Here is a 12,415-nt window from a genome sequence, read left to right as displayed (position 1 = left end):
ATTATACTTCAGAAACAAACGCTCTCCAAAAGTGATTTTTATGTTCTCCTAAATGAATTGCGATGTTTTCGTGAATGATTGCGTGTTCTGTAAGGCTGATGTCTTTTTTTTCGATGACTCGATCAATAAAGAGTGTTTTGTAACATTCGTTTTGAAAGAGTTTTGTGAGTTCTTCTTGATTGATTTCCAAATCAAATCCTTGTCCGATAGCTGAATATGAAAATTTTTGTAAGTGTGATTTTAAAATTTTCACTAACCAATCATCAAAGTCAATAGCTTCTAATTCTTTGGTGATAAACGGCAAAAATCTCAGTGACAAATCTGCCGAAAGGCAACTGTTTGGCGTAAGCTCACCTTTTATCATTTCAAAGTATTGATTTAAATCTTTTGGTTCCTCGTGTCGATGTGCTAAAAATTGTGCTCCAAAATAGATCATTTTTGCGCCCCAAATGGCAGCTTCCCTATCAAACTTTGGAGCTTCACACGGATAATTTAACACCTCATTTTCATATTCTTGTTCTAAAAAATCACCTAAATCATTCAATTCACTGTTACTTACTTTCGGTTTGTTTGTGTATAACACAAATTGCCCAGAAGTGCGCAAATGATGGATGGTTTGAAGTATGTTGTTCTTTGTATTCAAGAATTTAAGATAAATGCTAACGTTATGAAGACATTACTCAAAAGAACGAAAATTATATGGAAGAAGCAATAGTAAGCGATAGAAGTTGCTAGTAACCAAAGATTAAAACTAAAAAAAGCTGTTTAGAGATTTCTAAACAGCTTTTATATTAAATAGTATAAATTGTTTTTATTTTGTGTAATATCCTTTTTCAGGAATTGCAATTTTGTATTTTTTTCTCGATTTATTGTTCAATTTGTTTTCGCGCAACCAAGGATTGTGAATTTTTAAAATTTTGTAATTGATCCCGAATCCTTTTGCAAAACTAGCAAAGTTGGTAACTGCAGTGTCTACTTCCACTTTATATGTTGGAATGTGTGTGTATAAATGTTTTTCGTCAAAATTGAAACCGTATTTTTTCGCATTGGTAAAGATTTCTTTTAATGCAATTACTCTAAATAAATAACGACCAGTTTCTTGACCTAATAATAAATCGTAGTATGAATCCACCTGTTGTTTTTCCATACGACGCCCTATTCCTGCATTTCCTGCGTTGTAAGCTGCTGCTGCTGATGTCCAGTTTCCAAACTTCTTTTTCGCTTCTAATAAGTATTTACATGCTACATGTGTTGCTTTTTCTAAATGGTAACGTTCGTCAACATTAGAATTGATTTCTAATCCGTTTTCTCTTCCCGTAGTTTTCATTATTTGCCAAAAACCTCTTGCCCCTGCAGGAGATGTTACGTTTTGTAAACCACTTTCAATAACAGCTAAGTATTTAAAATCGTTTGGCACACCATATTCTTCTAGGATTGGCTCTATGATTGGAAAATATTTATTCGCACGTTTGAAGAGTAATAAACCATTTGATTGCCAGTATGTATTTACTAACAATTCACGATCCATGCGCTCTTTAATATCTGGCAAATGCAAAGGAACTTCTTCACCTGCAAAATCTAAAATAGCAGGAACTTCTAATGCATATACATTATAATCGTTTCCATCCTTCACTTCAGGGTTGGTCACAGACTTCATTTCCATTGTCTCTTTTTCTGTTTCTGCAGTTAATGCCTTGTCTTGTTGTACAGCATTCATTAATAATATTCCAAGGAATATTAATCCTAAAAAGGCAAATCCATTCTTAATTTTACGCATTGTATACTTTTTTTAATATTTTCTTACTCGACTATTAAGTTAACTATTTTTGGTGAGATTGTAAAAAAAGGTTGGGTAGATTACTACAAAAATAGTAAACAGTTTTATAATTTAAGTTATTTTATGAAGATAGTTTCTTTATTTTAAACAGATTTCTTATAATTCTGATTTTCTTTATTTATCCAGAGAAAACACAACAAAAGAAAAGGTACTTTTAGTTTATGAATGTAAACATTTCCAGAGGCATTTTTAGCTAAAAATCTAAAACCGTAAATTATCTCCAAGGCTTCAAAAATTTTTAATAAGAACGCTTTAATACACTTTGGAAAAGAAAACATTTGAATTAGACTTCACACTTAAACTTATCTAATACACTCGTTATTTATGAAAATTACCACTTCTACATTTTTCAATATAGAAGATTTTTATTCTTTTATTAATCTAGGAAGATTTTCATTGAACCATTTGTATTTATTGATAATCATAATGTGCGTTCCGCCTTTGATTTCAATATAGTTGGAAAGATATTGCTTAGGAAATACACCATCTTTTTCTCCATGAATATGCACAGTATTTGGCAACGCTTCTGCTTGTTCCCAATTCACAATTTGATCAATAGACCAATCTAAGTAGTATTTATCACGAACAGATAAGTATTCTTCATACAAATCTAGTCGTTTAGTTGCCAAATCGCCAAAAGCATATTTACGTACAACATCAAGACTATTAACTAAACTTGTAGGTAAGAGTTTGTAGATTTTAGTTTTTTTAGCAAATTTTATTCTTCTAGGCAATTCAAACATTGTTTTTACACTAGAAACCACAAATAATTTTCGAATATTGATATGACGTGCCATTTCCTGCACTAAGATTCCTCCGAAAGAAACACCTATTAAAATGATATTGTCATGTACTATTTTTTGCGTCATACGCAATGCATATGCTGCTAAAGTTTCTTCTTTTTCAGGAATAAACCACTCTAAAAAATACATTTCATATTCTTCTTCTGGCAACTGAATATACTTAAATATTGAAGGATTCGCGGCCATTCCTGGCATGAAATAGACAGGTATTTTATTCGGTTTCATACAGATAGTATTACTAAAAACTCGGAAATCTACTCTAAATTTTGTATCTTTGCAACTTAACCCAAGATTTTTTCTTCTAAAGACCATTTAAAGATTAATTTAAATTAAACTGCTATGGATAATGAAATTGTTATCAACGATAACGAATTTTTAAGACAATTCGAATACAAAACTGATAACGGAATTGCTAAGATTGAGTATTCACTACAAGAACGTAAGATTTTTTTAACAAAATTAATTGTACCTGAAGCGTTAGATACAGTAGATTTTAAGAATGCTTTTATTAGAACCGTTTTAGACACTATTCAAGATCGCAACTTAAGAGTTGTACCAACTAGTCCCAAGATTGCTAGTTTTTTACGAAAGCACAAAGAATATAAAGATTTATTGCCAGTTGGCGTTCGAATCTAATTGAATTAAAAAAGGGAACTTTATCAGTTCCCTTTTTTAATAGACTATTTTGAATATATTATTTTTTCAATTCCGCTAATACTTCCTTCGCTCTTTCTTCAACTTTTGCTAATAATATTTTTAATTTTTCTGGTGCATTTGGTTGGTAACGAATCTCTATTTTTTTCCCTTTGTATGTTAGGTATGTATTTTGAATGTCCATGATACGTTCATCATCATATTTATCTTGAAAATTCTTAAAGTTAGCTTCTTCAAATTGCCTGAATAATGATTCCGATTTACTTGGCATTAACTTTACTATGCGTTTACCTTGTATTTTAGCATTGTATTTTCCAGTGTAATAAACCGTTCCATCTGCATACATAATCATTGTAAATTCTTCACAGGTTCCTTTACATGGAGATTTGTATAACGTGATTGATTCTCCCTTTGGCAAATCAACATTACTTTGTTGGTTTTTGTCCTGCCTTGTTATCACTCCGATATCCATTCCATCAATTGATGTTGATTTTTCTCCTTTTACAAACTTCTTACCATCATCATTCATCATTTTTATTTTACTAGCTGTTAGTTCATACTTTTTAAACTTGATTTGTACATTATCACCTGACAATGTAGCACGATCTTTATCTAATTTTATTTTAGATACTTTACTTAAAGCTCTGGCTACAGCCATTGAAAACTTAGAATCGCAACATATTTCTGTACAAGCTAAATCGCTTAATTTTATTTTTCCATCATTTGAAATTGTATAACTTCCAAAACAGTTGTTTGCATCGAGCTTTAATGTAAATTCTGTGTTACTTTTGATAGTTAAAATAACATCATTTGTTACAGGAATGTCTGTGTTATTTTCGGTCAATTCACTAACAACCCATGAACTTCCTATAAATTCCTTGGTTGTTGCATCACAACTTATTAAAGTTAAGATTAATATAGAGAGTAGTGTTGTTCGCATGTTTTCTTATTTATAGTTAAATATAGGTATCTATTCGTAATTATAGGATAATAATTACATGAATCGTACCAATCTTTCGATTACACTTAAGATAACTTCGACAAAATAATGAAAATTTAGTTTTAAAATCAGTAAAGTACTAATGATGCTGAGTAATCAATTTTTAAGCTTGAATAGCAATTTAACTTGAAGCTACTGTTTCATATACAAAGTCAAAACGTACTATTCCGTCGTCATCAATTTTGGTAAGTATGACTTCATGCAAAGTATTGACCAATTCTGGATTCCAAGGCGCTTTTACTTTCACATAGTTTTCTGTAAAACCATGAATGTAACCAGCTTTATTTTCTCCTTCAAATAAGACTGTTTTTGTATTTCCTATTTGACTTTCATAAAATGCTCTTCGTTTTTTCACAGATAATCCACGTAACATTTTACTACGTTTTTTACGTACATTTTGTGACACAACTCCTTCCATTTCGGCTGCGACCGTATTTTCACGTTCCGAATACGTAAATACGTGTAAATATGAAATGTTTAGTTGCGTTAAGAAATTATAAGTTTCTAAAAATAATTCGTCCGTTTCTCCAGGGAATCCGACAATTACATCTACGCCAATGCATGCATCCGGCATTACTTCTTTGATGTTTGCTACACGATCTACGTATAGCTCACTCATGTAACGACGACGCATTAAACGCAATAATGTATTGCTACCGCTTTGCAATGGAATATGAAAGTGCGGAACAAATGTGTTACTTTTTGATACGAAATCAATCGTTTCATTTTTTAGCAGATTTGGCTCTATTGAAGAAATTCGTAAACGCTCAATACCTTCGACTTTATCAAGTTCTTGAACTAACTCTAAGAATGTGTGTTCGTGTTTTTTGTTTCCAAATTCACCTTTTCCGTAATCGCCGATATTTACACCAGTTAATACAATTTCCTTGATGTTTTTCTCAGAGATTTCTTTGGCGTTTTTTAATACATTTTCAAGTGTATCACTACGTGAAATTCCTCTAGCTAATGGAATTGTACAGTATGTACATTTATAATCACAACCATCTTGTACTTTTAAGAATGCACGTGTACGATCACCAATAGAATAACTTCCTACATAGAAATCTGCTTCTTCTATTTCACAAGAATGCACTTCGCCGAAGTCATTTTTAGAAAGATCATTTATATAATCAGTAATCTTAAATTTTTCTGTCGCGCCAAGCACCAAATCAACACCATCAACAGCTGCCAACTCTTCTGGTTTTAGTTGCGCATAACAACCAACCGCAGCAACAAACGCATCAGGATTTACTTTTTGTGCTTGTTTTACAATAGTTTTAAAGCGTTTATCAGCATTTTCTGTTACACTACACGTGTTTATAACATATATATCTGCTTGTTCCGAAAATTCTACCTTATCAAAGCCTTCATCTTGAAAATTTCGAGCAATTGTAGACGTTTCTGAAAAATTCAGTTTGCAACCTAGCGTATAAAAAGCGACTTTTTTTCTATCGTTCATTCCTGTACTTTTCTACCAAAACGGTAGCGATTTCTATTTTATATTGTGTATTTTTAAACCTTCTAAACACTACTATATTTGAGTAGTTATAAAAGGTAAAAGCCTGCAAATTTACAATTAATTCAGCATATGATAAAATTAACAATACAACATTTTAAATTGGTAATCAGCTATATATCAATTCTTTGTTTGTTGTTGATTTCTTTTTCATGTCAGAAAAACAATTCTGACGCTAGAGATCATTTGGTTTTTCGTTATAATGAGCATGCAAATATTACTTCGTTAGACCCTGCTTTTGCGAAAGATCAACGTAATATTTGGGCAGTGCATCAATTGTTTAATGGTTTGGTAGAAATGGACAACGATTTGAATGTAGTTCCTTCTATTGCAAAGTCTTGGGCAATTTCTGATGATGCGTTAACCTATACGTTTGTAATTCGTAACGATATACAATTTCATACACATGAGTTATTCGGAAAAAATAGCACACGAACCGTTAATGCATTCGATTTTGAGTACAGTTTTAATCGAATTTTAGATGACAAAGTAGCTTCTAGTGGGCGTTGGATTTTTAAAAGTGTTGAAAGTTTTAAAGCATTAAATAATGAATTATTTACGATTACCTTAAAACAACCTTTTCCGGCTTTTTTAAGCTTGCTAACGATGAAATATTGTTCTGTTGTTCCAAAAGAAATTGTAGCACATTATGGCAATGATTTTAGAGCAAACCCGATAGGAACTGGTCCTTTTCAGTTTAAGATTTGGGAAGAAAACACAAAATTAGTGTTGCGTAAGAATCCTAATTATTTTGAGAAAGACACTTCAGGAAATAACTTGCCTTACTTAGAAGCGGTTGCGATTACTTTTTTACCAGATAAGCAAAGTGAATTTTTGCAGTTTGCACAAGGAAATATAGATTTTTTAAATTCGCTTGATCCATCCTATCAGGATGAGATTTTAGATGCTTCTGGTCAGTTACGAAATACGTATTCACCAACAATTAATATGATTTCCGGACCGTATTTAAACACTGAATATTTAGGGATTTTTATTGGCGATAGTACTAATGTTTCCAGTCATCATTTGCTTCGAAAAGCAATGAATTATAGTTTTGATCGACAGAAAATGATCACCTATTTACGAAGTGGAATTGGAACGCCAGCTATTCATGGTTTTATCCCGAAAGGATTACCTGGTTTTGCAAGTATTAAAGGGTTTGATTACGAACCTGAGCTTGCGCAACGTTTAGTTAATCAATACATTGAAGAAACCGGAAATGCGTCGCCAGAAGTTTCTATTACGACAAACGGACAGTATTTGAATTTCTGCGAATATATTCAGCGAGAACTTGAAAAAATTGGTATGAAAGCTAGCGTAAACGTGATTCCGGCTTCTACTTTGCGTGAATTACGTTCAAAAGGAGAGTTACCTATTTTTAGAGCCAGTTGGATTGCCGATTATCCAGATGCTGAGAATTATTTATCGCTTTTTTATAGTAAGAATTTCACACCAAACGGACCAAATTATACACATTTCATCAATCCACAGTTTGATGAATGGTATGAAACTGCTTTGAAAGAAACTGACGCTATTAAACGCGCCAACTTGTACACAAAAATGGATTCTTTGTTAATTTCGGAAGCGCCATTAGTGCCTTTGTATTATGATCAGGTTGTACGATTTACACAAAAAAACGTGGAAGGTTTAGGTATTAATGCATTGAATTTATTAGAGTTGAAACGTGTTCGAAAAAATAAGTAAGTTTACCTTTTGTTTTTTACAATATTACCAGCTCTGTTTTTTATCATATAATTCAACTCCTTTTTCCGTAAGGAAATAACAACCTATAGCGCAAATTATGTTATACGGAATGGACAATAGAATTATATACCAACCAATTTGAATTCCCCAAGAGAATCCTTTGTAAATCATTTTATATACCCAATCTTTAGGAAAATACCCAGCCTGCATATCATGAAAATGCCATAGCATTCCACCAAAAGGAGAACTTAATAGAATTGTCAGTATTATAATTATGATTGTTATAAATACACGTCCTATCCAGTTTTTATTTCTGAAGCTATTTGTGAATACTGTTGCAAAAATTCCATAGAAAAAACAAGGAATCATAATGTATTGTAACGGAAATGCAAAATGATATAGAAACATACGATACAATGCACCAAATACATGGTGATACGGAGTCAGCAACCATAGTGTGTAATACAATGCAGACGCAAGTACAAAACTTGAAATCCAGAAGAATATCAATCTACTTTTAATGATTTTAGGAATCTGAATCAATTTAGAATGAAGCGTTATATGGTTTAAATTTTTGATGAAACTAATTTAAACTAAATACTATTAAAACTATTGTTTTTATTTACAATTTCACATAAATCAAACTTTATCACAACATCATTATTTACTGATAATCAACGAACTTTAATATATTTAAAAATAGTCAATTACTTTTCCTGCTTGTAACATTTTTATTTTTTCCGATACAGATATTGTATACGTTTCATTTAAAAATAAGAATTATGGGATCAGGAGCAGGGTTTTATGTACATGGCGATTTAGAAAGAACTAAAAAAAGACGCAATAAAAGAACGCCTTTTGATAAAAATCAACATTATTACAAAGATGAAGGTATAAAAAAAACGTTTCCAAAAGTTTCGGAAATACAACTAAATGCTATTCGCGAAAAAATAAAAAAACAGGAACGCAAAGAACGTGACAAACTTATTATCTCATTTATATTGGCAATTCCTGCATCCATTGGGCTTTTATATGGAATTGTAAATTTTTGGATACGCTAACACTTAATCTATAAAGTTATGCCCGTTATTGTAAAATCAGCTTCTACAGTTGCGTTTAGTAATAGTAAACGCAGATTAGAACATCGACAAGATCAACGAAAATTATATCTTAAAACTACTACAGAAAAAGCTGAGTATGAAACAGCTTCAGAAGGTATATTGAAAGATATTAGATTGAAGATTCAAGAGCAAGAAAAAAAACGAAGACAGCGAAACATAAAAGCAGGAATTATTTTTGGTGTATTACTAACATTAGTTTTTTGCTATTTCATGTTTTTTAAATCATTTGATTCTGACCTTATGTCAATTTCAATTTTTGAATAAAATCATTATCAAATAACATTCGAATATTAACCATTAAAACAAACATATATGTCTGGATTTTCATCACACGCAAATAACGTCATTCGAAATAATAGACGCAAACGTATTGATAAACTTGAGCGTGTAGAACGTTATATTGGTACAGAATCTTCTACAGCCGAATATAATGAAGCTTCAGAATACATGCTCCGTAAAATTAGAAAACGTATCCAAGCTGAACAACGGTTAGCACATCGTAAAACAATCCTAGTGTTTACTATAGTTGGCATTCTTTTGATTTCTGTAATGTGTTACTTTTTGTTTATCTACAAGTTTTCTAATGAAGTCCCACTTATATTTCAGTTTTAACTAATCGTTTTTTACTTATTCGCTTCTAAGTAATTATTATTCAAAATATTGTAACATTTCCTGTATTGCAGACACCTATTTAGTATAAATAAATGTTTAATTTAAAAGGATATAGTTATGATGGGATCAGGATCGGCATTTGAAGTATTTGGAGATATTGCTAGAACAAAGTATAGACGTAGCAAAAGAACACCTTTTGATCATGCTAAACGTTATTATAAAAATGATGGAATCAAAAATGTGTTTCCGAAAGTAAGTCCACAAGTTTTGACACAAATTAGAAAACGCATTCAAGACGAACATCAACAATCAAAACGTAAAACAATTGCTGTATTAAGCATAGTAGGATCTGTTTTATTATCACTTATGTATTACGTTTTATTTATTCATAAATTTTCTACTGAAGTACCGAGCATATTTCAATTTGGTTGGTAATTATCAGTTTCATATATAAAAAGTCCGTTACTGTTATCGTAACGGACTTTCACTTTTATAGATAATTGTTATGTATTAAAAACGCCAATCATCAGTATCTTTTTTCTTTGATAAATCGCCTAAGTCTTTGTTTCCTATTAAGAAATCTTCTGTTGGTTTTTCCTCTTTTTCAGGTTTTCCAATATCAGAAATTTTTGGCTTTAAACGTTGTATTTCTTCAAATTTCTTCTTCCAATTCTTTTTTAATAATTGATAGAATCCCCAACATGCTAATATTCCGATTGGTAAAAATATAAACGTAAGCTGTATATCTGATAGATTATCGAGAATGTATGATCCTGAAAATTCAGAATATACTCCTATGATAATTCCTGCAACAAAAGCGCCTCCATAGTATGAAACTACGCCCAATATTGCATATAACCATGCTAATTGTTGCTCATATTTTTTCGCCAATTCGTAAAATTGCCTTCCAACGGCAATCATGATGATAATTTCTAACATAGTATTCTAAATATTACTCTTTACGCCATTTTTTAGTTTCTTCAAAAACGTGTGTTAATATTGCTTCGTCTTGTGCTGTAAACTCAACTTTTCTACGTGCCATTACAACTTTGGCAACTTCAAAAGCTTTTTTAGTTAAGTACGTCGTAAATCCGCTAGCGCCTCCCCAACTATAGCTTGGTACAAAATTTCTTGGAAACCCAGATCCGAATATGTTTGCATTTACACCTACAACTGTTCCTGTATTAAACATCGTATTAATTCCACATTTACTGTGATCTCCCATCATTAATCCACAAAATTGCAATCCTGTTTTTGCAAAATTTTCTGTTTCATAACTCCACAAACGCACAGGTGCATAATTATTTTTTAAGTTTGAGTTATTACTATCAGCCCCAATATTACACCATTCGCCTAAGACTGAATTTCCTAAAAACCCATCGTGTCCTTTGTTTGAATACCCCATTAACACTGAGTTATTAACTTCTCCACCTACTTTACAAAATGGCCCTAATGTGGTTGCTCCATAAATTTTTGTGGAGAGTTTCAACACAGAATTCTCACACATTGCCAAAGCTCCTCGAACTACAGTTCCTTCCATTATTTCTGCATTCTTCCCTACATAAATAGGTCCTGAACTTGCATTTAGTGTGCAAAAGTTCAATGTAGCGCCTTCTTCAATGAAAATATTTTCTGGAGCAATTACATTTACAGTTGCAGGAATTGGTTGTGACGTTCTATCTTTTGTAACCAAATCAAAGTCTGCTTGAATTGCTTTAGCATTTTTTGAAAAGATATCCCAAGTATGTTCTATTCGTAAACAATCTTCTTCGTATGAAATAACATCATAGGCATCAAAATCAACCTCATCTTGTTCGTCAGTAGCGTGAAAAGCAACAATTTCATCTCCAGAAAAAATAGCTTGTTTAGCGGATAATCCTTTAATCAATGCTGTCAATTCTGCATTTGGTAAAAAAGAAGCGTTAATCATTACATTTTCTTCCAATTCTACCATTGGATATTTTTCAGAAAGATATTCTTCTGTAATAGTTGTAGTAGTACTTCCAAGGTATAATTCCCACTTTTCTCTAATGGTTAATATACCTACTCTAATATCGGCAACAGGCTTCGTATATGTAAATGGCAATAGTGCATTTCTAACAGTTCCATCAAACAGAATATAGTTCATGAGTGTCTTGAATTTTTGTAAATGTAAAAAAAGCTAGGCTATTGCTATGATTTTGTTATTAATTTTTCAAAAAAAAAAAAAAAATGTCTTACAGCGAACTGAAAGACATTTTTTAATTTGTGATCGAAATTCTTATTTCTTGAATTTCGAGTATTTGTTTTTGAACTTATCAATACGACCAGCTGTATCTACTAACTTAGACTTACCTGTGTAGTATGGGTGTGAAGTTCTTGAAATTTCTAATTTGTACAAAGGATACTCAGTTCCTTCATGTTCAATAGTTTCTTTAGTTTCTACAGTAGACTTTGTAAGAAATACATCGTTGTTAGACATATCTTTAAAAGCTACTACTCTATAATTTTCTGGATGTATACCTTGTTTCATCTTTGTAATCTTTATTGTGACTTTCTCAAATTTCGAGGTGCAAATTTAATTATTATTTCTGAATGTGCAACATTTAAATAAAAATATTTTGACATTTTCTAAACTTGAATTTCTATATTTGTTGTCTGCTTTAAAAAAACCCTATTCATGTTTTCAAAAACATCACATTACGGAATTGCTCTAGGAATTATCCTCATTGCTTCCTTTGTTTTGCAATATACGCTAAATGTTCATACCGATCCTACAAATGTGTATTCATTATCCATGTTTTTGGTTATGGTGTTATTTATCATATTAGCCATTGTAAAAGTAAGTCGCACAGATGAAGAGTTTTCTATTAGAGGAGGTTTAAAGGCAGGTATTGGTGTAATTCTTCTAGGAACGTTCTTAATATGGATCTACATTATTATTCACGCTTCTTTTATTGAACCTGATTTTGTAGATAAGTTAGCTGTAGCCGCAGAAACAGATTTACAAGCAAATAGTGATTTTACTGATGCAGAAATACAAAGTAAATTGGTTTCTTTAAAGGAAAATTTTAAATTCACTATGTTTGTTGAAAATGTGTTTAAAGGTTTACTAACAGGATTTTTTGTTTCTTTGGTTACCTCATTGGTCATTAAATCAGGAATACTTTCAAAACCTAAGAATTAATA

16 protein-coding genes are annotated in these 12,415 nt (G+C 31.4%); 7 read left to right on the top strand and 9 right to left on the bottom strand.

Features of this window, described 5'->3' with window-relative positions; genetic code table 11:
* Position 1 precedes the first annotated feature (1 nt).
* The 3 genes from Q0828_RS09955 to Q0828_RS09945 all read right to left on the bottom strand — a co-directional run bounded on the left by Q0828_RS09955 (position 2) and on the right by Q0828_RS09945 (position 2,865).
* On the bottom strand, positions 2–643 hold the full coding sequence (locus tag Q0828_RS09955; protein WP_298420129.1) for a hypothetical protein: 642 nt from the start codon (positions 641–643) through the stop codon (positions 2–4).
* Between the two features lie 168 nt (positions 644–811).
* Positions 812–1,777, bottom strand: coding sequence for a lytic transglycosylase domain-containing protein (locus Q0828_RS09950; RefSeq protein WP_298420127.1), 966 nt, complete (start codon positions 1,775–1,777; stop codon positions 812–814).
* Positions 1,778–2,202: 425 nt separating this feature from the next.
* Entirely contained in the window at positions 2,203–2,865 is a 663-nt protein-coding gene (locus Q0828_RS09945; RefSeq protein ID WP_298420125.1) for an alpha/beta hydrolase, read from the bottom strand.
* Positions 2,866–2,979: 114 nt separating this feature from the next.
* Between Q0828_RS09945 and Q0828_RS09940 the strand changes: the two genes are divergently transcribed.
* Positions 2,980–3,276 (top strand): GNAT family N-acetyltransferase, encoded by a 297-nt coding sequence (locus Q0828_RS09940; protein ID WP_298420123.1) that lies wholly within the window; start codon positions 2,980–2,982, stop codon positions 3,274–3,276.
* A 58-nt stretch (positions 3,277–3,334) separates the two neighbouring features.
* Here the strand turns inward: Q0828_RS09940 and Q0828_RS09935 are convergent, their stop codons facing one another.
* Positions 3,335–4,234 (bottom strand): DUF6438 domain-containing protein, encoded by a 900-nt coding sequence (locus Q0828_RS09935; protein ID WP_298420121.1) that lies wholly within the window; start codon positions 4,232–4,234, stop codon positions 3,335–3,337.
* A 181-nt stretch (positions 4,235–4,415) separates the two neighbouring features.
* Positions 4,416–5,753, bottom strand: a complete 1,338-nt coding sequence (gene mtaB, locus Q0828_RS09930; protein ID WP_298420119.1) for a tRNA (N(6)-L-threonylcarbamoyladenosine(37)-C(2))-methylthiotransferase MtaB — start codon at positions 5,751–5,753, stop codon at positions 4,416–4,418.
* Between the two features lie 129 nt (positions 5,754–5,882).
* On the opposite strand from mtaB, the gene Q0828_RS09925 reads away from it, so the two are divergent.
* Positions 5,883–7,514 (top strand): ABC transporter substrate-binding protein, encoded by a 1,632-nt coding sequence (locus Q0828_RS09925; RefSeq protein ID WP_298420117.1) that lies wholly within the window; start codon positions 5,883–5,885, stop codon positions 7,512–7,514.
* Between the two features lie 24 nt (positions 7,515–7,538).
* Here the strand turns inward: Q0828_RS09925 and Q0828_RS09920 are convergent, their stop codons facing one another.
* Complete coding sequence (locus Q0828_RS09920) at positions 7,539–8,057, bottom strand: hypothetical protein (protein WP_298420115.1); 519 nt, start codon at positions 8,055–8,057, stop codon at positions 7,539–7,541.
* 239 nt (positions 8,058–8,296) lie between these two features.
* Between Q0828_RS09920 and Q0828_RS09915 the strand changes: the two genes are divergently transcribed.
* The 4 genes from Q0828_RS09915 (at position 8,297) to Q0828_RS09900 (ending at position 9,682) form a co-directional block, all read left to right on the top strand.
* Entirely contained in the window at positions 8,297–8,575 is a 279-nt protein-coding gene (locus Q0828_RS09915; protein ID WP_298420113.1) for a hypothetical protein, read from the top strand.
* Positions 8,576–8,593: 18 nt separating this feature from the next.
* Positions 8,594–8,899 (top strand): hypothetical protein, encoded by a 306-nt coding sequence (locus Q0828_RS09910; protein WP_298420111.1) that lies wholly within the window; start codon positions 8,594–8,596, stop codon positions 8,897–8,899.
* Positions 8,900–8,947: 48 nt separating this feature from the next.
* Positions 8,948–9,247, top strand: coding sequence for a hypothetical protein (locus Q0828_RS09905; protein ID WP_298420109.1), 300 nt, complete (start codon positions 8,948–8,950; stop codon positions 9,245–9,247).
* A 117-nt stretch (positions 9,248–9,364) separates the two neighbouring features.
* On the top strand, positions 9,365–9,682 hold the full coding sequence (locus tag Q0828_RS09900) for a hypothetical protein (RefSeq protein ID WP_298420107.1): 318 nt from the start codon (positions 9,365–9,367) through the stop codon (positions 9,680–9,682).
* Positions 9,683–9,757: 75 nt separating this feature from the next.
* On the opposite strand, the gene Q0828_RS09895 is transcribed toward Q0828_RS09900, so the two are convergent.
* From Q0828_RS09895 to Q0828_RS09885, 3 genes are all read right to left on the bottom strand, one after another.
* Positions 9,758–10,186, bottom strand: coding sequence for a hypothetical protein (locus Q0828_RS09895; RefSeq protein WP_298420105.1), 429 nt, complete (start codon positions 10,184–10,186; stop codon positions 9,758–9,760).
* 13 nt (positions 10,187–10,199) lie between these two features.
* On the bottom strand, positions 10,200–11,375 hold the full coding sequence (locus Q0828_RS09890; protein ID WP_298420103.1) for a GlmU family protein: 1,176 nt from the start codon (positions 11,373–11,375) through the stop codon (positions 10,200–10,202).
* Positions 11,376–11,507: 132 nt separating this feature from the next.
* Positions 11,508–11,759 (bottom strand): type B 50S ribosomal protein L31, encoded by a 252-nt coding sequence (locus Q0828_RS09885; RefSeq protein WP_298420101.1) that lies wholly within the window; start codon positions 11,757–11,759, stop codon positions 11,508–11,510.
* 147 nt (positions 11,760–11,906) lie between these two features.
* Here Q0828_RS09885 and Q0828_RS09880 point away from each other — a divergent pair, with 147 nt between their 5' ends.
* Positions 11,907–12,413, top strand: coding sequence for a DUF4199 domain-containing protein (locus tag Q0828_RS09880; RefSeq protein WP_298420099.1), 507 nt, complete (start codon positions 11,907–11,909; stop codon positions 12,411–12,413).
* Positions 12,414–12,415 lie beyond the last annotated feature (2 nt).

This window comes from uncultured Kordia sp., assembly GCF_947496985.1.
GTDB lineage: Bacteria > Bacteroidota > Bacteroidia > Flavobacteriales > Flavobacteriaceae > Kordia.
Note: the sequence above shows the minus strand (reverse complement) of the source record. Positions and strands in the feature narration are given on the sequence as shown.

Bases quoted from the DNA above. Each gene is read 5' to 3' on its own strand.
- Q0828_RS09950 (WP_298420127.1), bottom strand. From the start codon at position 1,777: ATGCGTAAAATTAAGAATGGATTTGCCTTTTTAGGATTAATATTCCTT.
- Q0828_RS09945 (WP_298420125.1), bottom strand. From the start codon at position 2,865: ATGAAACCGAATAAAATACCTGTCTATTTCATGCCAGGAATGGCCGCG.
- Q0828_RS09940 (WP_298420123.1), top strand. From the start codon at position 2,980: ATGGATAATGAAATTGTTATCAACGATAACGAATTTTTAAGACAATTC.
- Q0828_RS09935 (WP_298420121.1), bottom strand. From the start codon at position 4,234: ATGCGAACAACACTACTCTCTATATTAATCTTAACTTTAATAAGTTGT.
- mtaB (WP_298420119.1), bottom strand. From the start codon at position 5,753: ATGAACGATAGAAAAAAAGTCGCTTTTTATACGCTAGGTTGCAAACTG.
- Q0828_RS09925 (WP_298420117.1), top strand. From the start codon at position 5,883: ATGATAAAATTAACAATACAACATTTTAAATTGGTAATCAGCTATATA.
- Q0828_RS09915 (WP_298420113.1), top strand. From the start codon at position 8,297: ATGGGATCAGGAGCAGGGTTTTATGTACATGGCGATTTAGAAAGAACT.
- Q0828_RS09910 (WP_298420111.1), top strand. From the start codon at position 8,594: ATGCCCGTTATTGTAAAATCAGCTTCTACAGTTGCGTTTAGTAATAGT.
- Q0828_RS09905 (WP_298420109.1), top strand. From the start codon at position 8,948: ATGTCTGGATTTTCATCACACGCAAATAACGTCATTCGAAATAATAGA.
- Q0828_RS09900 (WP_298420107.1), top strand. From the start codon at position 9,365: ATGATGGGATCAGGATCGGCATTTGAAGTATTTGGAGATATTGCTAGA.
- Q0828_RS09895 (WP_298420105.1), bottom strand. From the start codon at position 10,186: ATGTTAGAAATTATCATCATGATTGCCGTTGGAAGGCAATTTTACGAA.
- Q0828_RS09890 (WP_298420103.1), bottom strand. From the start codon at position 11,375: ATGAACTATATTCTGTTTGATGGAACTGTTAGAAATGCACTATTGCCA.
- Q0828_RS09885 (WP_298420101.1), bottom strand. From the start codon at position 11,759: ATGAAACAAGGTATACATCCAGAAAATTATAGAGTAGTAGCTTTTAAA.
- Q0828_RS09880 (WP_298420099.1), top strand. From the start codon at position 11,907: ATGTTTTCAAAAACATCACATTACGGAATTGCTCTAGGAATTATCCTC.